This window comes from Paenibacillus sp. J22FR5 (assembly GCF_059691975.1).
In genome coordinates, this window is record NZ_JCAUAN010000003.1 from 219684 (window position 1) to 243039 (window position 23356).

Annotated in this window: 23 protein-coding genes, 2 tRNA genes and 1 riboswitch; of the genes, 16 read left to right on the forward strand and 9 right to left on the reverse strand. The window is 46.0% G+C overall.

The genetic code is table 11. The features are described 5' to 3' along the window. Nucleotides 1–9: 9 nt before the first annotated feature. From dapD to AC58P7_RS07260, 3 genes are all read right to left on the reverse strand, one after another. A complete protein-coding gene (gene dapD, locus AC58P7_RS07250) occupies nt 10–720 on the reverse strand; it encodes a 2,3,4,5-tetrahydropyridine-2,6-dicarboxylate N-acetyltransferase (RefSeq protein ID WP_497341281.1) in 711 nt (236 codons plus the stop codon). A gap of 72 nt (nt 721–792) precedes the next feature. Further along, nucleotides 793–2673 (reverse strand): ABC transporter ATP-binding protein, encoded by a 1881-nt coding sequence (locus tag AC58P7_RS07255; protein WP_497341283.1) that lies wholly within the window; start codon nt 2671–2673, stop codon nt 793–795. Then, nucleotides 2670–4394, reverse strand: a complete 1725-nt coding sequence (locus AC58P7_RS07260) for an ABC transporter ATP-binding protein (protein WP_497341285.1) — start codon at nt 4392–4394, stop codon at nt 2670–2672. The genes AC58P7_RS07255 and AC58P7_RS07260 overlap by 4 nt, the downstream gene beginning before the upstream one ends. Nucleotides 4395–4792: 398 nt before the next feature. On the opposite strand from AC58P7_RS07260, the gene pyrR reads away from it, so the two are divergent. From pyrR to AC58P7_RS07300, 8 genes are all read left to right on the forward strand, one after another. Then, nucleotides 4793–5341, forward strand: coding sequence for a bifunctional pyr operon transcriptional regulator/uracil phosphoribosyltransferase PyrR (pyrR, locus tag AC58P7_RS07265; RefSeq protein ID WP_497341287.1), 549 nt, complete (start codon nt 4793–4795; stop codon nt 5339–5341). Beyond that, nucleotides 5338–6246 (forward strand): aspartate carbamoyltransferase catalytic subunit, encoded by a 909-nt coding sequence (locus AC58P7_RS07270; RefSeq protein WP_497341289.1) that lies wholly within the window; start codon nt 5338–5340, stop codon nt 6244–6246. Before pyrR ends, AC58P7_RS07270 begins: the two co-directional genes overlap by 4 nt. 21 nt (nt 6247–6267) lie before the next feature. Further along, entirely contained in the window at nt 6268–7551 is a 1284-nt protein-coding gene (gene pyrC, locus AC58P7_RS07275) for a dihydroorotase (RefSeq protein ID WP_497341291.1), read from the forward strand. Between the two features lie 186 nt (nt 7552–7737). Beyond that, entirely contained in the window at nt 7738–8910 is a 1173-nt protein-coding gene (gene carA / locus AC58P7_RS07280) for a glutamine-hydrolyzing carbamoyl-phosphate synthase small subunit (RefSeq protein ID WP_497341293.1), read from the forward strand. Next, complete coding sequence (carB, locus tag AC58P7_RS07285) at nt 8897–12106, forward strand: carbamoyl-phosphate synthase large subunit (RefSeq protein WP_497341295.1); 3210 nt, start codon at nt 8897–8899, stop codon at nt 12104–12106. Before carA ends, carB begins: the two co-directional genes overlap by 14 nt. Before the next feature lie 54 nt (nt 12107–12160). Continuing rightward, nucleotides 12161–12850, forward strand: a complete 690-nt coding sequence (gene pyrF / locus AC58P7_RS07290) for an orotidine-5'-phosphate decarboxylase (protein WP_497341566.1) — start codon at nt 12161–12163, stop codon at nt 12848–12850. 47 nt (nt 12851–12897) lie between these two features. Next, nucleotides 12898–13539, forward strand: a complete 642-nt coding sequence (gene pyrE, locus AC58P7_RS07295; protein ID WP_497341297.1) for an orotate phosphoribosyltransferase — start codon at nt 12898–12900, stop codon at nt 13537–13539. 84 nt (nt 13540–13623) lie between these two features. After that, nucleotides 13624–13710, forward strand: a riboswitch (cyclic di-GMP riboswitch). Between the two features lie 20 nt (nt 13711–13730). Further along, nucleotides 13731–13931: a putative motility protein gene (locus AC58P7_RS07300; protein WP_497341299.1), complete on the forward strand. Its 201-nt coding sequence runs from the start codon at nt 13731–13733 to the stop codon at nt 13929–13931. A 46-nt stretch (nt 13932–13977) separates the two neighbouring features. Here the strand turns inward: AC58P7_RS07300 and AC58P7_RS07305 are convergent, their stop codons facing one another. Beyond that, entirely contained in the window at nt 13978–14853 is an 876-nt protein-coding gene (locus AC58P7_RS07305; RefSeq protein ID WP_497341301.1) for a LysR family transcriptional regulator, read from the reverse strand. Between the two features lie 112 nt (nt 14854–14965). Between AC58P7_RS07305 and dapA the strand changes: the two genes are divergently transcribed. Further along, a complete protein-coding gene (gene dapA, locus AC58P7_RS07310; protein WP_497341303.1) occupies nt 14966–15850 on the forward strand; it encodes a 4-hydroxy-tetrahydrodipicolinate synthase in 885 nt (294 codons plus the stop codon). Nucleotides 15851–15872: 22 nt separating this feature from the next. Further along, entirely contained in the window at nt 15873–16265 is a 393-nt protein-coding gene (locus tag AC58P7_RS07315) for a RidA family protein (protein WP_497341305.1), read from the forward strand. A 134-nt stretch (nt 16266–16399) separates the two neighbouring features. On the opposite strand, the gene AC58P7_RS07320 is transcribed toward AC58P7_RS07315, so the two are convergent. After that, on the reverse strand, nt 16400–16903 hold the full coding sequence (locus AC58P7_RS07320) for a GNAT family N-acetyltransferase (protein WP_497341307.1): 504 nt from the start codon (nt 16901–16903) through the stop codon (nt 16400–16402). Nucleotides 16904–16938: 35 nt separating this feature from the next. Beyond that, a complete protein-coding gene (locus AC58P7_RS07325) occupies nt 16939–18333 on the reverse strand; it encodes a dipeptidase (RefSeq protein WP_497341309.1) in 1395 nt (464 codons plus the stop codon). Nucleotides 18334–18561: 228 nt separating this feature from the next. On the opposite strand from AC58P7_RS07325, the gene AC58P7_RS07330 reads away from it, so the two are divergent. The 3 genes from AC58P7_RS07330 (at nt 18562) to AC58P7_RS07340 (ending at nt 18977) form a co-directional block, all read left to right on the forward strand. Next, entirely contained in the window at nt 18562–18726 is a 165-nt protein-coding gene (locus tag AC58P7_RS07330) for a hypothetical protein (protein ID WP_167356966.1), read from the forward strand. An 89-nt stretch (nt 18727–18815) separates the two neighbouring features. Continuing rightward, nucleotides 18816–18892, forward strand: a tRNA-Met gene (locus AC58P7_RS07335). 11 nt (nt 18893–18903) lie between these two features. Beyond that, a tRNA-Ile gene (locus tag AC58P7_RS07340) sits at nt 18904–18977 on the forward strand. Nucleotides 18978–19157: 180 nt separating this feature from the next. Here the strand turns inward: AC58P7_RS07340 and AC58P7_RS07345 are convergent. After that, a complete protein-coding gene (locus tag AC58P7_RS07345) occupies nt 19158–19676 on the reverse strand; it encodes a hypothetical protein (protein WP_497341311.1) in 519 nt (172 codons plus the stop codon). After that, nucleotides 19673–20128 (reverse strand): hypothetical protein, encoded by a 456-nt coding sequence (locus AC58P7_RS07350; RefSeq protein WP_497341313.1) that lies wholly within the window; start codon nt 20126–20128, stop codon nt 19673–19675. Before AC58P7_RS07350 ends, AC58P7_RS07345 begins: the two co-directional genes overlap by 4 nt. A 481-nt stretch (nt 20129–20609) precedes the next feature. Between AC58P7_RS07350 and AC58P7_RS07355 the strand changes: the two genes are divergently transcribed. Continuing rightward, the gene (locus tag AC58P7_RS07355; protein WP_497341315.1) at nt 20610–21272 is read left to right on the forward strand and encodes a FusB/FusC family EF-G-binding protein; all 663 of its coding nucleotides are present in this window, start codon (nt 20610–20612) and stop codon (nt 21270–21272) included. 269 nt (nt 21273–21541) lie between these two features. Here AC58P7_RS07355 and AC58P7_RS07360 read toward each other — a convergent pair whose 3' ends face one another. Further along, nucleotides 21542–21880: a L,D-transpeptidase gene (locus tag AC58P7_RS07360; RefSeq protein ID WP_497341317.1), complete on the reverse strand. Its 339-nt coding sequence runs from the start codon at nt 21878–21880 to the stop codon at nt 21542–21544. A gap of 302 nt (nt 21881–22182) precedes the next feature. Here AC58P7_RS07360 and AC58P7_RS07365 point away from each other — a divergent pair, with 302 nt between their 5' ends. Continuing rightward, the gene (locus AC58P7_RS07365) at nt 22183–22461 is read left to right on the forward strand and encodes a DUF2277 domain-containing protein (protein ID WP_497341319.1); all 279 of its coding nucleotides are present in this window, start codon (nt 22183–22185) and stop codon (nt 22459–22461) included. Between the two features lie 140 nt (nt 22462–22601). Next, the gene (locus AC58P7_RS07370) at nt 22602–23345 is read left to right on the forward strand and encodes a DUF1906 domain-containing protein (protein WP_497341320.1); all 744 of its coding nucleotides are present in this window, start codon (nt 22602–22604) and stop codon (nt 23343–23345) included. The last annotated feature ends 11 nt before the right edge of the window (nt 23346–23356 follow it).

Below are 23356 nucleotides of genomic sequence, written 5' to 3' on the forward strand. Positions count from 1 at the left end.
CAGATCACCTTACAGGGTGCGTAGATCTTGTAGAATTTCGGTTTTGGATTTTGTTTTGTCGTCTACTTTTTTGATAACACGAGCAGGTGCGCCTGCAACGACAGTGTACTCTTCAACATCTTGTGTTACGATAGCTCCAGCTGCAACAACGGAACCTTTACCGATGCGAACACCTTCTAGGATAACTGCGTTAGCGCCAACAAGAACGTCATCTTCGATCACACATGGTTGTGCGGAAGGAGGCTCGATAACACCAGCTACAACGGCACCAGCGCCGATGTGACACATTTTGCCTACTTGTGCACGTCCACCAAGTACCGCGTTCATGTCGATCATCGTGCCATCACCAACAGAAGCTCCGATGTTGATCAATGCGCCCATCATGATAATTGCGTTATCGCCAATATGTACTTTATCGCGGATAACTGCACCTGGCTCAATGCGAGCATTGATGTGTTTCAAATCTAGCATTGGAATAGCAGAGTTACGACGATCGTTTTCAACGACGAAATCAGTTACTTTATCTTTGTTTGCTTCAAGGATGGGTTGAAGCTCACTCCACTCACCGAAAACAACACCGCTACCGCCGGAAATGAATGCTTGGCTGCCTTCGCCAAATTCAAGACCTTCAAGGTTTCCTTTTACATATACTTTCACCGGAGTTTTCTTTTTGCTTTCTTTAATAAACTGGATAATTTCTAAGGTATTCATTTCGGTCATGGTGACATCTCCTTCAAATTTATGATTGACTCTCCTATATTAGCAGAAAGGAGGCGTTTGAGCCAATCTGTTTCACACGGCTTTTTGTGCAAATTGACTATTATACAGCTCGGCATAGAATCCTTCTTGTGCGAGCAACTCGCCATGCGTACCTTGTTCAATGACGGTTCCTTGATTCATAACAAGAATTAAATCAGCTTCACGAATCGTGGATAACCGATGGGCAATCACGAAGCTTGTGCGATTCGCCATCAAATTATTCATCGCGCGTTGGATAGAAACTTCCGTCCGAGTGTCGACGCTGCTTGTCGCTTCATCGAGAATCAAGATGGCTGGATCAGCTAGGATCGCACGGGCAATTGTAAGCAACTGCTTTTGACCATGGGATAGATTAGATGCTTCTTCATTTAAAATCGTATCATACCCATCTGGTAACGTACGAATGAAATGATCGGCGTAGGCCGCGCGCGCGGCTTCGACGATTTCATCCTCTGTGGCACCATGACGTCCATAAGCGATGTTGTCGCGGATTGTGCCATTGAATAGCCAAGTATCCTGCAGCACCATACCGAACAATCCACGAAGGTGACTGCGTGACATTTCCCGTGAATCAACGCCATCAATTGAGATGCACCCCTTCTGCAATTCATAGAAACGCATGAGTAGATTGACAATGGTTGTTTTGCCTGCGCCTGTCGGTCCGACAATTGCTACGGTTTGACCTGACTTCACATCGATATTCATATTGTCAATTAGCGGTGTATCTGATTTATAGGAGAAGGAAACATCTTCAAATTGCACATGCCCCTTCACTTGAATATCGGTATCTGTTACCTTTTTCTCCAATACTTCTTCCGGTTCATCCAATAATTCAAAAATGCGCTCAGCAGCAGCAATCGTAGACTGAATGACATTAGCAATATTCGCCACTTGTGTAATCGGCATACTAAACTGACCGGAATATTGGATAAAGGCTAGGATATCACCAATTTTAATCGCATTATGCGTAACCATGATGCCGCCGATGACGCTAACGAGGACATAACCAATATTCCCGATAAAGGACATCAAAGGAAAGATAAGTCCTGAGATAAATTGTGCCTTCCAGCCGGAATGATACAGCCGATCGTTAATTTCATTGAATTTATCAACAGATTGCTGTTCTCTTCCAAAAGCTTTCACGATCGTATGTCCCGTATACATTTCTTCGACATGTCCGTTGAGCTCACCTAAGGTACGTTGCTGCCCTTTAAAATATTTCTGAGAGCGGGTAGCAATCATTTTTGTTCCTAAAATGCTAAGCGGGAGGGTAATAATTGTAGCTAATGTTAGAAGAGGACTTATCGTCAACATCATGATAATGATCCCGATTAAAGTGACGATGGACGTGATGAGCTGCGTTAAACTTTGCTGCATCGTTGAGCTTATCGTATCCACATCATTCGTTGCTCTGCTCATGGTATCGCCATGACTTCTGGCATCGAAGAAAGATAAGGGAACACGCGTAAGCTTTTCACTAATATCTCTGCGTAAATTAAATACGATGCGCTGCGTAACTTTTACCATGATTCGTTGCTGGATATACATTAATATGGAGCTGAAAATGTAAAGAGCAGCTAGGATAATTACGATCTGGAGGATCGCATCGAAATCGATTTTGGCTCCTGCGATGCCTTTGAACTTGCCGATAGCGCCTTCAGATAACTTCGTAACTGCGTTACCCATCAATTTCGGGCTAACGATACTAAATAGTGTGCTTAGTATAGCTGCAAGGAGAACAAAGGATATGGAGACACGAAAAGGCTGCATGTACGTCATTAGTCTTTTTAATGTACCCTTAAAATCCTTCGCCTTCTGTACAGGCATCCCCATGCCAGCCATACCGCCACGGCCAATAAAACCTGGATTCATGCCTGCTGCGGGTCGTTGTGGTTCTTTTGGTTTGTCACTCATGCACTTTCCTCCTCTGATAGCTGAGAAGCAACAATTTCTTGATAGACCTCACAAGTTTTCATGAGTTCATTATGTGTACCAGTTCCAGCGATTCTGCCTTCATCTAGGACAATAATTTGATTAGCGTCCATTATGGTGCTAACACGCTGGGCGACGATAAGCAACGTGGCACGTTCTGTTTCTGACTTTAGTGCAGCTCGAAGCTTCGCATCCGTCTTGAAATCTAATGCGGAGAAGCTGTCGTCGAAAATATAAATATTCGGTTTGCGAGCAAGTGCTCGACCAATGGCAAGACGCTGTTTCTGACCACCGGACAAATTGGTGCCACCTTGTGCAAGTATGGACTGGAAGTTGTCTTTCATACCGCCAATGAAATCGGCTGCTTGTGAGGTAGAAGCTGCATGAGTAAGCTCCTCATCAGAGGCTAGATCATTCCCAAATCGGAGGTTTTCGGCCACTGTACCGGAGAAGAGAACGGCTTTTTGTGGGACATATCCAATTTGTTCACGCACGCTTTCTAGCGCAAGAGAAGGTAGCGGTTGCCCGTTTAATGTGATTGAACCTGACTGGACATCATAAAATCGCAAGAGCAAATTGATTAGGGTCGTTTTGCCTGAACCTGTACCGCCAATTATGGCTGTAACCTCGCCTGGTCTAGCGCTAAAAGTAATATCCTCGATAGCTGGTTGCTCTGCACCGGGGTAACTGAAGGTTACATGGTTAAAATTAACAGTAATTTGATCCTCTTTCAGGTTAACAGCGTTCTTAGCATTATGTACGACGGATTCGATAGCCAGCACTTCATTAATGCGAACCGCAGAAGCAGATGCCCGGGGAATCATCATGAAAATCATCGTCATCATGAACATACTGAACATAATTTGCATCGCATATTGAATGAAGGCCATGAGATCGCCGACTTGCATTTGATTATTATCGATTCGAATGCCGCCATACCATAAAATAACAACGATGCCGAGGTTGAATACAAGCATCATGATAGGCATCATTGTGGCCATGATCGTATTAACTTTAATGGCTGTTTGCGTAAAATCCTGATTGGCGCGTTCAAATTTAAGCTTTTCGTGGTCCGAGCGGTTGAAAGCGCGTATCACGCGAATGCCAGTCAGATGTTCCCGCAGCGCAAGATTGATCTTATCAATCCTTACTTGTAATGTCTTGAATAACGGAAGTCCTTGCCGCATTACGCCTATAATGACGAGGGCTAGAATCGGGATCACAGCGATCAGTACATTAGCAAGATGAGCATCCTTGTAGGTAGCCATAATAACACCACCGATGAGCATGGTAGGTGCCCCAATGAACATCCGCATCATGACAACCAATTGCTGAACTTGTGCGATGTCATTTGTAGTTCTCGTGATAAGCGATGACGTACCAAGCTTATCAAATTCATTGAGGGAAAAGCTCTCGACATGGGAGAAGAGCTTGCGTCGTAAATCCCTTCCGAAGCCTGTTGCTGTCTTGGCGAGCAGATAGCTTGCTACCATGACACAGGCCATCCCTCCCATCGCGACGAGAAGCATATAAGCCCCGAATCGCAGAATATAACCAACATCACCTTTCACAACACCGACATCCACAATGTCAGAAAGGAGTGTTGGCAGATACAGTTGAGCTAGTGATTGCAGAAGCATCAACGTAATGATGACAACCACTGAAACCCGGTAAGGCTTCAAAAATCTAAACAATTTGAACATAGTTTCCTCCTTAACATTTTGCCGCATTGATTTTGGGAATAACTAGGTGAAAAAATGAATTTATATGTAAATTATAACACATGGTCTTGAACTTGCTCAAAAAAAGAAGCAGGAAATATATTGACTTATCATGTCGAAAGTGGCATAATTCTTTTAATTACATATGTGCCTTTAAAAACAGTCCAGAGAGGCTGGCAAGGTAAAACGATAAGAAAAGTCGGGAAATACTGAATCGTGCATTCAGTAAGCTTGAGGGTGTGCGCATCCAACAAAGCCCCGCTCTATCTCTTTATGCAGTCGTGACTCCTTGCCAAGAATTGGGCAAGGAGTTTTTGGTTTTTGACCAGGAAACGAAAGTGAATACGGACTAAGCTAGTTTTGCCAGGAGGCGAGTAACGATGAATGAAACAGCCGAACACACCATTATTGATGAAATGGGAATTCGCAGAGCACTTACGCGGATTGCACACGAGATACTGGAAAAGAATAAAGGTGTTGAGAATTGTACGTTGATTGGGATTCGGACCCGAGGCATTTACTTAGCGAAGCGAGTAGCAGAACGAATTCTAGAGATTGAAGGGATTCCGATCCCTGTGGGTGAGATCGACATCACTTCCTACCGCGATGATCGCGTGAAGGTAAAGTCGGTGGAGAATGTGCAAGAAGGCGGCAAACTTCAAATTCAGGATCGCAAAATCATCCTCTTTGATGATGTGCTGTTCACGGGCAGAACAGTGAGAGCGGCGATGGATGCCCTGATTGATTTGGGAAGACCGCAAATGATTCAGCTAGCAGTCCTTGTAGACAGAGGGCATCGTGAGCTGCCGATCAGGCCTGACTACGTTGGAAAGAACGTGCCTACATCGAAGAGTGAGAGTATAGCAGTGTTACTAACGGAAATTGATCATAAAGATGAAGTCATTATTCTAAGGGGGAAACAGGAGTGAGTAGCGTGAGTACATATACAACTAGACATTTCTTGGGACTGAAAGGCGTAAGCGCAGAGGAGATCACAAGCATTCTTGATCGTGCAGCCTATTGGGAACATAACCCGAGCAAGGTAACCAACCAATTTCAAGGTAAATTCGTATCTAACTTATTTTTTGAAAATAGTACAAGAACCCGTTTCTCCTTTGAACTCGCGCAAAAACGTCTAGGTGCAGATGTGCTGAACTTCTCGGCAGCTGAATCCAGCGTGCAAAAAGGCGAGTCCATCTACGATACAGTTCGTACTCTTGAATCCATGGGTATCGATGCTGGTGTGATTCGTCTGAAACCGAATGGCGTGCTGCAAGAGCTTGCTGAGAAAATCAAAATCCCGCTCATCAACGCGGGGGACGGCAATAACGAGCATCCAACGCAAGCGTTGCTTGATTTCTATACGATGCGCAAGCAGTTCGGCGCCATCAAAGGATTGACCGTCTCCATCATCGGAGACATTCTGCACAGCCGTGTGGCTCGATCGAACCTCTGGGGCCTCATCGCCCAAGGAGCGAAAGTTCAGTTCTGTGCTCCTGCCAGTATGCAGGCTCCAGAGCTAGCGCAGTTCGCACCGTATGTGACCTTCGAGGAGGCTTTGAAAGCCGATGTGATCATGATGCTGCGTGTGCAGCTGGAACGTCACGACACAGGGCTTATCAAATCGGCTGAGGAATACCGCGAGCAATACGGATTAACCGTAGAACGCGCAAGCCGCATGGCGCCTCACGCGATCATCATGCATCCGGCTCCAGTCAATCGCAACGTTGAGCTAGATGATGAACTGGTCGAGCATGATAAGTCCAAAATCTTTACACAAATTGCTCACGGCGTGCCGATACGTATGGCCGTCATCGAACGAGCTTTATCATAAACTTGAGGAGGATTTCACAGCATGGGAATTTGGATTCTAAACGGACTTACCGTTGATGCCAATAACGTTCAAACGAAAAAACACGTTTTAGTTGAAAATGATAAGATCGCACAGGTGCTGGACGCTTCTAATGGTGAAGTGCCACAAACTGCGGGTCATGAAGTGATTGACGCAGCTGGCAAGCTTGTATCACCTGGCTTCATTGATATGCACGTTCACTTGAGAGAGCCTGGCTTTGAACATAAAGAAAATATTGCGACGGGCACACGCTCCGCGGCAAGAGGCGGCTTTACAACGATTGCTTGTATGCCAAACACAAGACCGGTTATTGATACCGTAGATACGGTGAATTACATATTAGATAAAGCAGCAACAGAAGGTGTTGTGCGCGTCATTCCTTACGGAACGATTACGAAGAATGAACTCGGCCGTGAGCTAACAGATTTCGCAGCATTGAAAGAAGCGGGCGTTATCGGTTACACCGACGATGGGGTTGGCGTACAAAGCGCGCAAATGATGAAGGATGCCATGGCTTTAGCGGCTTCCATCGGTATGCCGATCATCGCACACTGCGAAGATGACACATTGGTTGTTGGCGCGCCAGTGAGCGAAGGAACTTTTGCGAAGAAGCACGGCTTGAAAGGCATACCGAATGAATCCGAAGCGATTCACGTAGGCCGCGATGTGCTGCTAGCTGAAGCGACAGGCGTTCACTACCATGTATGTCATGTGAGCACAGAGCAATCGGTTCGATTGATCCGTCATGCGAAGCAGTTCGGCATCAAGGTGACTGCTGAGGTATGTCCGCATCATCTAGTGCTGTCAGAAGAAGACATTCCAGGAATGGACGCGAATTGGAAGATGAACCCGCCACTACGCACGCCGCGTGATGTACAGGCAGTCATCGAAGGCTTAGAGGATGGCACAATCGACATCATCGTAACTGACCATGCACCACATACTGAAGAAGAGAAAGCGAAAGGCATGATGTTAGCACCATTCGGTATCCTCGGATTCGAAACGGCATTCTCCTTGTTGTACACGAAATTTGTCCTAACAGGCAAATGGACACTTGGCTTCCTGGTGGATCGCATGACGAAGAAACCAGCAGATGTATTCGGACTTCCCTATGGCACATTAGAAGTGGGAAGCGCGGCAGACATTACGATCGTTGATCTAGATACTCCAAAAGCAGTTCTCAAAGAAGAGATCGTATCACGCAGCAAGAACACGCCGTTTATCGGTTGGGAGCTGAAAGGCTGGCCAGTTGTTACAATTGCTTCCGGTAAGGTCGTTTGGTCATAAAAAGTTCGGAAAAGGCTCCGATTTGAAGCCTAAATCACTTGAAGCATCTATACGATGAATGAAAAATCGTGTATATTTATACAGAAAGATTAATCTTTATGCAAGTCCGTGAATGATGTGAAATCGTAAGCATGACATCTGCGGTTCGTGAGAACCGCCTGACAATAGCGAAGGAGTTGAAAGAACATGCAGGCAAGATTGTTGCTGGAAGACGGCACTCTTTTTACAGGAAAATCGTTCGGTAGTGAAGGTGAATCCGTCGGCGAGGTTGTATTCAATACAGGTATGACAGGTTATCAAGAGGTGCTTTCGGACCCTTCATATTGTGGACAAATCGTAACGATGACGTATCCACTGGTGGGGAACTACGGTGTGATTCGTGACGACTTTGAATCCGTACGTCCTTTTATCCATGGTTTCGTTGTGCGTGAACATGAAGAAATTCCAAGTAACTGGAGAGCGCAATACACGCTCGGCAGCCTGTTGAAAGAATACGGCATCGTTGGCATCAGCGGCATCGACACACGTATGTTGACTCGCAAACTTCGTCATTATGGCGTAATGAAAAGTATCATCACAACTTCGAATAAATCCGTTGAGGAATTGATGGCAACTCTTAAAAATACGCCGCTCATGACGGATCAAGTATCCAGAGTTTCTACGAAAAGCGTTTTCGGTGCTCCTGGGCACAAAGAACGCGTCGTTCTAGTCGACTTCGGAGCAAAAAGCGGAATTATCCGTGATCTTAGCAAGCGCGATTGCGATGTCGTTGTCGTTCCGCACAATGCAACGGCTGAACAAATTCGCCGCCTTGCACCAGATGGCGTGTTGCTTTCCAATGGCCCTGGGGATCCCAAAGATGTTCCACACGCAGTAGAAATGATTAAAGGCCTGCTTGGAGAAATTCCGTTATTCGGAATTTGCTTGGGTCACCAATTGTTCGCACTAGCTTGCGGCGCCGATACAGATAAATTGAAATTCGGACATCGCGGCGGTAATCACCCAGTGAAGGATCTCATCTCTGGACGCTGCTACATTACTTCACAAAACCATGGCTACACGGTTAAGGAAGATTCCATCCAAGGAACGAACCTTGAAGTGACGCACATTAACAATAACGATCGCACCATCGAAGGCTTGCGCCATAAGCAATACCCGGCGTTCTCGGTGCAATATCACCCAGAGGCAGCCCCTGGACCATTTGACTCCAGCTACCTGTTCGATGATTTCATCTCGCTGATTCGTCAGCATAAACTAGATAACCCACAGCAGCCGCGCCAAGCGCAAATGCTTGCTCAGTGGAATGCTTCCACGGCATCGACATCTGTGAAGGAGGAACTGCAATATGCCAAAAAATAATACACTCAAAAAGATTCTCGTTATCGGTTCCGGACCGATTGTAATTGGTCAAGCGGCGGAGTTCGATTACGCTGGCACACAAGCTTGCCAAGCATTGAAAGAAGAAGGAATGGAAGTAATCCTGATCAACAGCAACCCTGCTACGATCATGACCGATACAAACATGGCTGATAAAGTATACATCGAGCCAATTACACTTGAATTTGTTACTCAAATCATTCGTCAAGAACGTCCGGATGGCTTGCTTCCAACACTAGGTGGACAAACGGGTCTTAACATGGCGGTTGAACTTGCTCGCGCAGGCGTTCTAGAGAGTGAGAACGTTAAGCTTCTTGGAACTCAGCTTACAGCGATTGAGAAAGCGGAAGATCGTGATCTTTTCAGAGACTTGATGAGAGAGCTAGAGCAACCAGTACCAGATAGCGTTATCGTAACAACAGTGGCGCAAGCGGTTGATTTTGCAAATGAAATCGGCTTCCCAATTATCATTCGTCCTGCTTACACATTGGGTGGAACAGGTGGTGGTATTTGTAACACGATGGAAGAATTGGTAGAAATCGTAGCTTCCGGTATTCGTTACAGCCCAATCGGTCAGTGTCTCGTAGAGCGCAGTATCGCGGGTATGAAAGAAGTCGAGTACGAAGTTATGCGTGACGCGAACGACAACTGTATCGTTGTATGTAACATGGAGAACTTTGATCCAGTTGGCGTACATACAGGCGACAGTATCGTTGTAGCACCAAGCCAAACCCTATCCGATCGTGAGTACCAAATGCTGCGTTCCGCGTCCCTGAAAATCATTCGTGCTTTGAACATCGAGGGTGGATGTAACGTTCAGTACGCACTAGATCCACATAGCTTCCAATACTACGTGATCGAGGTTAACCCGCGTGTAAGTCGCTCTTCTGCGCTTGCTTCCAAAGCGACTGGCTATCCGATTGCGAAAATGGCTGCGAAAATTGCGATTGGTTACACGCTTGATGAGCTTGTCAATCCAGTTACAGGTCAAACGTATGCATGCTTCGAGCCAGCGCTCGATTATATCGTTTCCAAAATTCCACGCTGGCCGTTCGATAAATTTACAGCAGCTAACCGTAAGCTAGGCACACAAATGAAAGCGACAGGCGAAGTTATGGCGATTGGCCGTACGTTCGAAGAGTCGATTCATAAAGCGATTCGTTCCCTAGAAATCGGTGTTCACCGCTTGTTCTTGAAAGAAACGGATCTACTCGATAAAGAAACATTAGAATTACGTTTGCAAAAACCAGACGATGAGCGCCTGTTCTTATTAGCTGAAGCGTTCCGCAGAGGGTATACTGTGGAGCAGTTGCAAAATATGACGAAAATTGACTGGTGGTTCCTGAATAAACTATCTGCACTTATCGCATACGAGACGGAAATTGCAGCAAAAGACTTGACGGCTGAGCTTATTTTCGAAATCAAGCGTAAAGGCTTCACAGACCGTGCTGTTGCGGAAATCCGTACATTGGCAGGCTGCTCGACCTTCACGAAAGAAGCGGATGTAAGAACATTCCGTTTGCAACAAAACATCAAACCAGTTTACAAAATGGTAGATACTTGCGCAGCGGAGTTCGAAGCTTCAACACCGTACTACTACTCCACGTATGAGCAAGAAGATGAAGTAACGGAAACAAGCAAAGAGAAAGTTGTTGTTCTTGGATCGGGTCCAATTCGTATCGGTCAAGGGATCGAGTTCGATTACTCCACGGTTCATGCGGTATGGGCTATTCAAGCTGCTGGATACGAAGCGGTAATCATCAATAACAACCCTGAAACCGTTTCAACGGATTTCAATACGTCGGATCGCTTGTACTTCGAGCCTTTGTTCTTTGAAGATGTCATGAACGTGATCGAGCGTGAACAGCCAATCGGTGTTATCGTCCAATTCGGTGGACAAACAGCGATCAACTTAGCAGCACCTTTGCATAAAGCTGGCGTTCGTATCCTAGGTTCTGACCTAGAAAGTATCGATACAGCGGAAGATCGTAAGAAATTCGAAGCACTTCTTAGCAAGCTTTCGATCGCACAACCACCAGGTGGCACCGTAACATCCGTTGATCAAGCTGTCGGTACAGCAGCGAAATTCGGTTATCCGGTTATCGTTCGTCCTTCCTACGTACTAGGTGGACGCGCTATGGAAATCGTCTACTCGGATGAAGAGCTCTTGAGCTACATGGAATATGCGGTGAAAATCAACCCTGAGCATCCGGTCCTAATCGATCGTTACATGCTTGGTAAAGAGGTAGAGGTTGACGCGATTTGTGATAGAGAAACGGTTCTAATCCCGGGGATTATGGAACACGTTGAGCGCGCTGGGGTTCACTCCGGTGACTCGATCGCCGTATATCCGCCGCAATCGATCTCCGAGGAGATCAAGCAACAAATTATCGAAATTACGACGAAAATTGGCTTAGAGCTGAATGTAGTTGGTCTCGTGAACATCCAGTTCGTTATTCATAACGATCAAGTGTATGTGATCGAGGTTAACCCGCGTTCTTCCAGAACCGTACCATTCTTAAGCAAAGTGACCAACATCCCGATGGCGAACGTGGCAACACGTGTTATCATGGGTCAAACACTTGCAGACATGGGGTACCAAGGTGGCTTATGGCCAGAAGATAAATACGTATCCGTCAAAGTGCCGGTATTCTCCTTCGCGAAACTTCGCCGTGTAGATACAACACTCGGACCTGAAATGAAGTCCACGGGTGAGGTAATGGGACGCGACATCAATTTCGCAAAAGCATTATACAAAGGCTTGATTGGTGCAGGCATGAAAATTCCAGCAGCAGGATCCGTCGTGGTTACTGTAGCGGATAAAGATAAAGAAGAAGCGATTGAAATCTTGAAAGGCTTCTATCGCCTAGGCTACAAAATCATTGCAACTGGCGGAACAGCGATAGCGATCGAACAAGCTGGTCTTCCTGTAACGACAGTTAACAAGCTTAGCGAAGGCTCACCGAACATTCTTGACCTCATCCGCAGCGGTGATGCTCAGTTCGTGGTTAATACATTGACTAAGGGTAAAACGCCTGAGCGTGACGGCTTCCGCATTCGTCGTGAAGCGGTAGAGAACGGTGTCGTGTGTATGACATCCCTCGATACGGTTAGAGCGCTAGTGAATATGCTTGAAGCAATTAACTTCTCCTCACGTGCAATGCCAATTCATGTCTAAGGGATGGTGCCAAGCTTGAGTACATTAACACGCACAGATGTTACTGGACGCATTATGGTTGCCTTAGATTACGCGAACGCAGAAGGTGCTGAAGGGCTGCTTAAGCAGCTCGAAGGCATCCCCTGTTATGTAAAGGTAGGAATGCAGCTGTTTTATGCTGCAGGTCCTACCTTTGTCGCGAGTCTGAAGGATCGCGGCTATAAGGTTTTCCTCGATGTGAAGATGCATGACATTCCGAACACGGTCAAGGGCGGCGCGGAGAGCGTGACGCGCCTTGGGGTTGATGTGTTCAATGTGCATGCAGCTGGAGGTAAGCACATGATGGAAGCCGCCTTGGAGGGTGTCGACAAGGGGCTAGCATTAGGAGCAGCACGCCCGATTGTGATCGGCGTGACGCAATTAACCAGCACCTCGCAGCAGGTGCTCAATGACGAGATCGGCCTCGTCGGTACGACCGAGCAGGCTGTCATCCGTTACGCTCGATTGGCGCATGCTGCGGGGCTTCAAGGGGTTGTCGCGTCACCGCTTGAGGTGACAGCGATTAAGGCGGCGTGCGGTGACGGCTTCGTCACCGTGACGCCAGGCATCCGCCCCGCGGGGGCCGACGTGGGTGACCAGTCGCGCATCATGACGCCGGCTGAGGCATTCGCGCAAGGGACGGACTACGTCGTGATCGGACGTCCGATCACAGGCGCAGCGGACCCGAGAGCTGCGATTGAAGCGATTATTGATTCAATCGTGTAGGTTTTGCAGGAGCTTTTCGATGTGAAAATGAAAGGAACGGTGAGCATATGAGTAAGCTCGAAACAATCGCGGAGCATATTGCCGCGTCGTTATTAGATATAGAAGCAGTGGCGCTTCGTCCACAGCAGCCTTTTACATGGACATCCGGACTTAAATCTCCGATTTATTGTGATAATCGTTTGACAATGTCTCACCCAGCCATTCGCGAAGCAATTGCCGATGGGTTCGTCGCATTGATCAAAGAGAAATTCCCTGAAGCTGAGGTTGTTGCTGGAACAGCTACAGCTGGGATTCCCCATGCAGCTTGGGTTGCTCAGAAGCTTGGTCTTCCGATGATCTACATCCGCGATAAAGCGAAAGGCCACGGTAAAGAGAACCTGATCGAAGGTTCCGTGAAGCCAGGTCAGAAGGTCATCGTGATCGAAGATCTGATTTCCACTGGAGGCAGCTCACTGAAAGCGGCAGTTGCCGTTAAAGATGCGGGAGCTGTTGCGCTAGGCGTACTTGCGATTTTCTCTTATCAATTGGATAAAGCAACGGATGCATTCGCGGCGGCTGACATGCCCCTACACACACTTTCTAACTATTCAATCTTGCTTGAAGTTGCATTGGAAAAAGGGAAGATTCAGGAATCCGATATGGAACTACTACGTTCATGGAGAGTCAATCCTTCCGCATACGGGGTATAAACGTTTAAAGATAAATAAAGATGAAAATTGACGAAATATGTAGGATGCCTCTATACTAGAAATGTGCTTGGTTGTATCCTGCCAGCAGCGAAATGGCAAATGACGCGAAAGCGACAGACGCAAAGCTATAGGGGCTAATCGGCTTCGGCCGGACGCTTGCCAGCTACCGAACGCATAGAGGAGGAAATAACGTGAACATCAATAGTATGCTTACTGCTATTAATAGTGGTGATGGGTTGAAGCAAGCTATAGGCATTCAGTTGTTAAGTAAAACGAACGACACGCAAGTAAGCCTAACGACTACATTAATACAAGATTTCGCGAAAAGCCAAGCGCAGGTTACCGCTCCAGCGGCCCCACACGTAGGTGCTAATCTTGACATTCGCGTCTAATAAGAAGAAGCTCTACCTTTTCGCAAAGGTGAGCTTCTTTTTTCGTCTATGGTTGCTTTGTTAACATTTGAATGAACGCTTGCAGGGGCTGGGACATCCATTTTTTCGGATGAAGCACTAATTGTAAGTCCATGGTAAGCTGCGAATGCTTAAATGGCAGCTCTATGAGCTTGCCCATATCCAGCTCACTAGCTACGGTGATACGTGGCAGTAAGGCGAGCCCCAGGCCGCTCATGACACAGTGTTTAATCGTTTCTACATTGCCTAATTCGAAGCCGATTTGCAGGGCGACAGCATTGTCCTTGAGTAACCGTTCAAACTTTGCTCGGTAGATGCACCCCTCTTCGGTGACGATGAATTCCGTATTCCCAAGGTCGGAGAGCTGAATTTGCGTTTGCTGAGCTAATGGGTGTTCCAATGGAGCAATGAGCACGAGTTGTTCTTCTCTGACAGTTGTACAGCTGAGAGAGGGATCCGCTGGATACTGATCTAGTAAAAGACCGATATCATAGTCCCCTTCTTTTACCTTGGTGAGAATTGATGTTTCGCTGTCAGGGAAAAGCTGGATACTTAGTTCGGGATAAAGCTGTTTCAGTTCATGGAGAAAAGGCGGCAAATAATACGCTGCCAGCGAATTGATCGTACCAATAGTCAACGTACCGCTTACTTGGCTTGCGATCATTTCTTTGGATTGATCATAGAGCTCCAGCATTTGCAGAGTCAGAACTAACAAGCTTTCTCCAGGTGGTGTAAGGCGCAGTTGTCGACCATATCGCTCGAATAGCGGAACACCATATTCACGTTCCAGTTTCTGAATTTGCATCGTAATACTTGATTGTGCATAGCCCAATTCTTCTGCTGCACGTGTGAAGCTTTTCCTGCGTGCAACCTCTCGAAAGGTTCGGAAATAAGTCAGATCCATGTATGGCCTCACTTTAATATCAAAATTTTTGATGAGTTCTATCATTTATTATAGCTAACTATGATACAGAGTTCCATGCTAAAGTAAATGTACAAACAAATGAGGCAGGGAGATGGTTATTTTGCTAAGAGAAAAAGACCTACAGGGGATTTATGTACCAATCATCACTCCTTTTGATGAAGAGTTTGAAGTGGACGCGGCATCCTTTTACAATCAGGCTTATAACTTGTTTCAAGATGAAATAGATGGATTAGTTGTCAATGGGACAACAGGAGAATCGCCAACCATTACGAAAGACGAGCTGGGCGTCTTGTTCGCTACCGCACAAGCGGCACGTGACGCAGCGCATACCGAAGTACCGCTCATTGTGGGGACAGGAACAAACGATACGTTATCTACGGTTAGAAAAACAGAAGAAGCAGGCAAACTTGGAGCAGAAGCTGCGCTCGTTGTGGTTCCTTACTACAATCGGCCTAGTCAGCAGGGGATTATTGAACATTTCCGCCGGGTAGCGCGCGTTGGTGTGCCCGTCATTCTATATGATGTACCGCATCGTACTGGTGTGACATTAGAGTTAGATACGGTGCGTACCATACTCGAGATCGACGGCGTTATTGGCATGAAAGACAGCACACCCAACACAGGGCTGGTCACGGAATTAACTCTCTTAGGCTCTAAGCCTGTCCTTTGCGGTGAAGATACATTGCTCTATGCAACACTTCAGTCAGGGGCAACAGGGGTGATGAGTGCTTCAGCGAATGTGGAGACGGAGCGTTTTGTTGCGTTTATACGTAATTTTGCAGTAGGGTCGCATGAGCAAAGCAGGAACGAATTCGAGGAGTTGCTACCGTTGATTCGTCTGCTTTTCCAAGAGCCTAATCCGGCTCCAATTAAATGGTTGCTGCACCAACAAGGCGTCATTGCTTCGGGAGCATTACGGCTGCCGCTTTTACCGATATCGGAGAACTTACAAGCGCAATTAGCTGCTTATTTATAAAAGCAAGGAGTTGTTGGAGGAAATGAATCGAACGAGGGTATTTACGGGTTCCCCTTGGGAACCTGTGGTTGGTTATTGCCGAGCGATTCGCGTAGGGGACCGAGTTGAGGTTGCCGGGACAACTGCTATGAAGGATGGCAAGGTTATTGGTGTGGGCAATGCTTATGAGCAAGCTCGGTTTATTCTCCAAACGATTGAAGCGGCGCTTCAAGAGCTTGGTGCACAGCTGTCAGATGTGATTCGAACTCGAATGTTCGTGACCGATATTTCGTTGTGGGAAGAGTTCGGTCGGGCGCATGGGGAGTATTTTCGAGATGTACAGCCTGTCTCGACGATGGTTGAAGTGAAGGCGCTGATCGATCCGCAATTGTTGATTGAGATAGAGGTAGAGGCTGTTTGGTCTCGCAGGATATAACTATAGATTTTCGCAATTTTATCTGCATGATCAAAAAAAAGCGCTACATCCCTAAGCTCGCGAGGTCGAACTCGCTTGTTTGAGAGGAGTAGCGCTTTTGTCATGTTTCGAAACCTAACGGGTGTTAGCTGGAGTTAACCTATACGTTTGCCCAAAATAATCAAATCTCGCTCAATACCATCTAACTCGGCTACTCCCGGTAAATGAGCCCAATTCATAAAGCCGAATTTGCGGAAAAGCTGTAGACTCGGCTCATTGTGGCCGAATATAAAGCCTAACAGCGACTTCAGCCCAAGTTGGGGACTTACTTCAAGGGCATGTTCCATCAAGAACCGTCCGAACCCTTGGCCACGATAGGCTTCATCGACGTAAATACTGACTTCGGCGGTTGCGTTGTAGGCAGGACGCCCATAGAAGGACTGAAAGCTCAACCATCCACTAATACCGCTCTCATTTTCAAGAACCCATAGGGGACGGAAATCAGCAGAGTGCTCATGAAACCAGCACTCACGGCTGGCTATTGTTACCGGTTCCGTATCTGCCGTGACCATGCGACCTGCGACAGTAGAGTTGTAGATGCGTACGATTTCGGCTAAATCCTCTAGTTGTGCATCGCGGATATGTAAGTGCTTCCCCATTGACGTTACTCCTCTAAAAATTGATTGGATTCAAATTAGGTTGATTCTGTTGCATTTTCGGACATGGCAGCAAGCTTCAACCAGTATCGGCTGATCGTCTCTGTTCCATTATCCCAATTCATCAAATGGAAATGTTCATTCGGCGCATGAAGGTTCTCTCCGGGCAATCCAAAGCCCATCAATACGACAGATGCGTCCAATACGCGACCTAATACCTCAACAATTGGAATCGACCCGCCACTGCGCGTGTATACCGGCCATTCACCGAACGTTTCTTGAAAAGCTTCTGCAGCAGCAACCATAACGGGTTCATCGATCGGTGTAATAAAAGGGTTGCCACGCAGCTGGCGTTCAAGCGTAATCTTCACCCCAGGAAGAGACTGTGCATGAATATAAGCTTCAACCAAATCCATGATTTCCTCAGGCACTTGCGCAGCGACTAGTCGACATGCGATTTTAGCTGTAGCACGATTTGGAATGATTGGTTTGATTCCCTCGCCTTGGAAGCCGCCACTAACTGACGTGATTTCGAGTGTAGGCCGGGAAGTCGTTTGCTCATAGAAGGAGAAACCTTTCTCACCGTAGAAAGCCGACACGTCTAGATTCGAGCGAACCTCGTTCTCATCGGGCTCCACTTGCTTAAATGCTTCGCGCTCTTTGTCTGAAAGTGCAATAACACGATCATAGAAACCTTCTACGGCGACACGACCGTTCTCGTCATGGAAGGAGCTAAGTAGTTTTGACAAGGCATGAATCGGGTTATGCACCGCTCCACCGAAAAGTCCCGAGTGCAGATCACTATTAGCTCCATCTATGGTGATTTCGAAACCGGCTAAACCGCGGAGTCCGTACATAAGCGCTGGTTTGCCAGGACCATGCATTTGCGTGTCGGATAAGACGATGGAATCGGCTTGTAATTTAGCGGAGTGAACTTCGACAAAAGCAGGGAGGTTCTTACTCGCAATTTCCTCTTCACCTTCGATGCAGAATTTTACGTTTACTGGTAGCGTCCCTTGTGTTTGAAGAAAAGCTTCAATTACCTTCACATAGAGCAGCAGTTGGCCTTTATCATCTGTACTGCCACGGCCAAAAAGCTTATTATCACGGATTATGGGCTCAAAAGGTGGCGTTTCCCACAACTCTAAAGGTTCAGCGGGTTGAACATCATAATGACCATAAATCAGAACCGTCGGTTTGCCTGGCGCATGCAACCAGTCTGCATAAACCACGGGATGCCCGTTCGTTGGCATGATTTCGATATTTTCGAGACCTGCTCGCTTCAAAGATTGAGCTGTCCATTCCGCGCATCGCAATATATCCGGTTGGTGCTGTGCAACCGCACTAATGCTTGGAATTCGCAGGAATTCCATGAGCTCCTCTATGTGTTCTTCTCTATGCTTTTGTAAGTAGCTTGTAATCGTTTCAATCATGCACGTTATCTCCTTTTTCCTACAGCCAATTAGTCTACATCCATTAACTTCCCCAAAAGCAGGAAAATTCCTGCTATTCAAGAAAACCGTCACATTTTATTTGTCATTTGGTCAATAACGTGATGGCTCGTACCTTAAAACAGGTAAGCAAGGATGGCAAGTGCTAATAAGAGAGCCTATTTATGGATAAGCTAGAAGTAACGATCTGAATATAATGGAGTGATGCATATGAACTGGATTTATTGGGCGAAGTTGTATGATTCGAAGTTTCAAGCAGGCTGTTTAGCCAAAAGAATGGAAGAAGATTGGTGGATCTATGGGTATGAATGCCCGCAAGAAGTTGAGGTATATAAGTCCAAAAAGGGTCGATTTGGTGTGAGATATAATACGTAATTGCAAACAAAAAGCAAAAAATTAACGCTTGACTAAGCCTGCGCCGTTAGTGTATATTTAGTTTTGTCGCTGTTGAGCGGCATACATGACGCGGGGTGGAGCAGCTCGGTAGCTCGTCGGGCTCATAACCCGAAGGCCGCAGGTTCAAATCCTGCCCCCGCAACCAAATTTTCATTAGGGCCTATAGCTCAGTTGGTTAGAGCGGTCGGCTCATAACCGATTGGTCGGGGGTTCGAGTCCCTCTGGGCCCATAGCACGTAAACCCTTGGAAGATAAGGGTTTTTATTTTTTTAGGGACATAACAAGCCTCTCGTTCTCATCATAATTATGATGAGAACAAAAAGCACTGTGCACATTTTGTGCACAGTGCTTTTTGTTCAGTGAAAATAGATCGATTGCAGATACTTGTAATGAAATCGTTTTTTGTTGATTTAACTGATACTATTCTTCTGATATCGATCCGATGCGAACGCCATACGATACAGTAAAAGATGAATACTCAACAGAAACAAGTAAATGGGGCAGGAGTATAACAATTGATAGCCGTTTTTATAATGGAATTCTCCAGTCTTTACGCCGAGCCATTCGAGCCCGACTGCCATTCCCACCCAAAAGAGAATATAAACAATTGTCATTATTTCGAACATCCGTGCGCGTTCGTACCAATAAATAAACCAATACCCGGACGATGCATACATAAAATAAGAGAACAGGTCAAACAACTCATATTTTGATTGGTCTCCTAAATCATAAAGGTCAAATGGCGGTATCGCGATTGTATGATCAAAAACGAGTCCGAATGCGATGCCAATCAGCATATTAAAGGTTATTTGGGTAGGCGAAAATGGACGGGGAAACAACCAAATCGGTCCCAAACTAAGTACAATTATCCCGATGACGAACCACTCATTCGCATTAAAATGATTGTCATAAACGATATTTTCGATCAACGTATCCACCCTTCCTTAGATGCCATTCGTTGAAAAAGACGCCCCATTAACAAAGTATAAATCATTACAACGATGATCATTATTGACTCCATTACGAAATTCCAGCCACTATCGGTAAGCACGTGGTTCCATCGGAGCATTGATCCGATGAATATTTGGAAGAGAAACGTATAGACCGATATTCCCCAACGGATGCTGGATTTGTTAGTAGTTAGGAATACATTCGCAAAAGTTAGGAGGACGAAAGTAACGGTGAAGTCATTGTGGATGATCATGGATAAGAAGTGGGGGATGCTTTTTGTGTTGATTTGGAATAGCCTTAGATTGAAACCGACAATCGTCAATTTGTTTGTTAGAATAATTTCTATTGCCATAAACAAAAGGAAGTTGACAAACAACGGCAGCTTACTTGGGAGAATAATCTGGATGAGGATACATAACCAAGCGAACATGAGAAAAATGACGACTACCAATGTAAGATGTCTTCCCTTCCATGTATATATTTGTCTTCTGGTTTTCCCCATATACATTCGGATTATGCATTGAAAAGCAAAAGCCTTACATCGAAGCAGCTTTAAGCAGCCAAAGCTTGGTAACGTACCGGGCAATGGTTTGTTTCGTTTTTCTGAAAACGAAAGTAGTGAGTAACCGTTCCTTGAACCAAGATTCAAAACGATTTCTTTTGGGTTTAATCCCATCGGGCTCCACACTTGCGGGTAGAGTAGGACCTCCCTTATAATTTAAATTTATAAGTGAGGCGGTAAATATGGCAAATCATTTTGCCGGAATAAGAAGCGACTCATGCAGAGCCTTTCATTAGGGCGAACTTTGCATGGGGTGATTCGTTTGTGGTGATCGCCCGAGAAAATGTGATCGTTTCTAATCATGGGGCTTTGCAACTTATTTTCAACTAAAAATAAGGGGCTGAAACCTATGAGTCAACCATTCATTAGAAACCATCAATACAATGAGATTAAGAAGCAGATCAGTCATTTACAAAGTGCCTGTAACTCCGTTTCCAATTTGAAAGTAGTCGAAGCAGTTCGCAATGATACAGAAGCAAAGCTAAGTGGATTGTTTTCGAATGCAACCGATCGGCAAAAGCAATTGCTTGGGAACCTGGAACAGCTGCAAACCACTGCGGACTTTCAGCGCTATTTACTTTCCTTGGAGCCTTATTTAGCGGAGGAATATGCGCATGTGACGGACAATCAGCTAAAGAAACTTTTCCCTAAGCACAAGAAACTGAAAATACCCGATCTTAAAGGTATCACTCATAGATTCGCGACATATCTGGGCTGGACCGATATTTCAGCGAATAAATTGTTCATTGTTTATGATCTGAACGGAAAACTCGTCGGCATTGAAGGGAAGTATACGCCGATGAATAAGAATGGCGTTTGCTTCGTGTGCAATCGGCATGCTGAGGTCGCGTTATTCACTGCGGTGACCAAGTGGAAACCGGTAGGTGCATCGCCAGATTATTATAGAGCCATCGGTAATTATTTGTGCGTGAACAGCGAGGTTTGCAACAAGAACATAACGGATGTCGACGTATTGGAGAAATTCATTCATGGCGTGTTTGTCGGTCCGTAATGGCCACGAAACCTGACCATAAAGAGAGTTATTCCGGAGGAATGATAGCTTAATAAACACAAAGAAACGCAGCCGGCATAATGGCTGACGTTTTCTCAACTAATGGAGAACGAAAGAGAAGGAACTTGCCTCACAGCAGCTCCTTTTTTGCTCATTCAAGTAAAGGGGCAGTTTAGCGAGGTGGTACTGCCTAGGTAGATGCCGATAGCCGAGTCTGGAACAGGCCGAATGCCAGTTATTCAACCTCACGATTAACGTCATCCGGTTGCTTAAGGTCGAATCGTGACCCGGGTACTGATGGGAACGAGCTTTGAGAGCTGCAGGACATCCTCATTGTACATTCGGATACAACCGTGACTGACTTCCCTACCAATCGAGGAAGGATCGTTCGTTCCGTGGATGCCGTAATGGGGTTTAGATAAGCCCATCCATAAGGCTCCGAAGGGACCCCCGGGGTTGGCTTGTTTATTAATGATCGTATATTCGCCTTTTGGCGTCTTAGTAACCATCTTGCCGATTCCTACCGGGAAAGATCGGACAACGGTATTCCCATCAAGCAAATACAGTCTCCGGTCTGCCAAATCGACGATAATTCGATAGTTTGGCATTTTTTCGCCTCCTAAGAACCATGCTATGCATGCCTAGTTTCGGAAGTGATAGGAGGAGCTTTATGGCGAAACGAGAGTTAAGTAATTGTTACATGATTTAAATCTTATTTTCATCTGGCATTAATGGAAGTAACCTACAGAATTTATAGATTGGAATAAAATTCGTAAGTAGTGTATTTGGATGCATTGACCACTGAACGAACTTGTAAAAACACTATACATCTTCTATAGTTAAACAGGATAAATAGAGTTTTAAGGGTTTTTATTATTTTATAGGGCTGTAAAGCCCGAAGGAGTACGCGATGTGCCGAAATATTAAACCACTTTTCAACTATGAACCGATTGCAACGGAAGAAGAAATAAGGGCGGCGTCGCTGCAATTTGTACGTAAGATTACCGGATTCACGGAGCCTTCCAAAGCGAATGAAGCTGCATTTGAGCAGGCAGTTCGAGATGTAGCTGTGGTCGCTCAGAAACTAATGGATTCGTTAGTGACCAACGCTGAGCCTCGCAATCGTGAGGTAGAAGCGCAGCGAGCTCGGGAGCGAAATGCGATTCGATTTGGTACGAAAGAGGTTTAACAGATAGAATGAATGGGCTTTTCTCTCCGGAGAGAAGCCTTTTTTCGTGCCCGAAGCCATGAGGCCAGATGTTCGGTGGTGTCGCTTGTTTCTTTTTCCGCATAAGCTGTTAGGAACTAATGGAAAGTAGGTGATGGCAAGTGACGCAAGGGTTTGATTGTTCAACACCGCTGACGGCACAAAAAGCGGCTGCTTTCGTCGGACAAGGATATTCGTTTGTTGCCAGATATTTGGTGCCAAGTGGGGCAAAGGCTTTAACGAAGTCAGAGGCAGATGCAGTTAGTGAGGCTGGTTTACAACTGGTTTCGGTGTTTGAAACAACAGCAAATCGCGCGCTTGGCGGCAGAAGTGCGGGATTGGCAGATGGGGCAACTGCTGCTCAAGTTGCTTTGCAAGTAGGTCAACCGGAGGGAAGCTGTATTTATTTTGCGGTTGATTTTGATGTGTCATCTGCCCAAATGCCAACGATCATTGCATATATCAAAGCTGCTAGTGAAGCAACGCCTGCATATACAACGGGGGTGTATGGCTCTTATGCCGTCATGGAAGCTGTTTATGCTGCAGGTGCTTGCTCTCATTTTTGGCAAACCTATGCGTGGAGTGCAGGGAAAAGATCAACGATTATCCAGATTTATCAATATCTAAACGATGTAACGGTGAATGGTATTGCTATTGATTATGATGAATCTTATGGGAATGAAGGTTGGTGGAATACGAAAGTGACGCCAGTTCATCCCGTTTACACGCTTTCTGTTCACGATGCTAATGCGATAATTCCTTTTCTGTCGGCAGGACATGCAGCGACATCCTCTAAGCCTGCGCAAGACGAATTTCATCGACTTGCGAATGAATTACGTAAGGCTTCTGGTCAACCTCTGACATGAGTAAAGCCCGG